Below are 560 nucleotides of genomic sequence, written 5' to 3' on the forward strand. Positions count from 1 at the left end.
GTGTCGGTGAGTTTGGTTGCGGGGACAGGATTTGAACCTGTGACCTTCAGGTTATGAGCCTGACGAGCTACCGGGCTGCTCCACCCCGCGCCAAGGTTGTGCGGCTGATCCGGTCTGGCTGTCCGCCTGTGTCGGGCGGGCCCCGGGGCCGTAGCGCTGATCGTGTCGAGGGGATGTTGGGTGTGATTGCGTTGTGCGGGTCTGGCGGCGACCGACTCTCCCGTGCCTTGAGACACAGTACCATGGGCGCTGGCGTGTTTAACGGCCGAGTTCGAGATGGGATCGGGTTCTGGGCACGCCGCTCGAGCCACCAGACCGGCACATCGCAATTTGTTTTGGACTTCGCCTGCGCAGGGTGCTGCGACGGCGAGGTCCTCGTTCGGCAAGCATGCAGCGTCTGGCGCTGCTGGTCTTTCTGCGACCGTATCGTGTGTCACGGACACGGATCACGGGAGCGATCAAGTCAATCGGGCGATTAGTACCGGTCGGCTCAACGCGTCACCGCGCTTGCACCCCCGGCCTATCGACGTGGTCGTCTTCCACGGCCCTCAAGGGAGGTC

Annotated in this window: 1 tRNA gene and 2 rRNA genes; all 3 read right to left on the minus strand. The window is 63.8% G+C overall.

What is annotated here, in order from left to right:
- Window positions 1-13 precede the first annotated feature (13 nt).
- Window positions 14-90: transfer RNA gene (locus MKK65_RS14915), tRNA-Met, on the minus strand.
- Window positions 91-199: 109 nt separating this feature from the next.
- Window positions 200-315: ribosomal RNA gene (gene rrf / locus MKK65_RS14920) — 5S ribosomal RNA — on the minus strand.
- A gap of 139 nt (window positions 316-454) precedes the next feature.
- Window positions 455-560, minus strand: a 23S ribosomal RNA gene (locus tag MKK65_RS14925); the annotation flags it as partial.

The sequence above is a fragment of the Methylobacterium sp. J-001 genome (assembly GCF_022829565.1).
Lineage (GTDB): Bacteria > Pseudomonadota > Alphaproteobacteria > Rhizobiales > Beijerinckiaceae > Methylobacterium.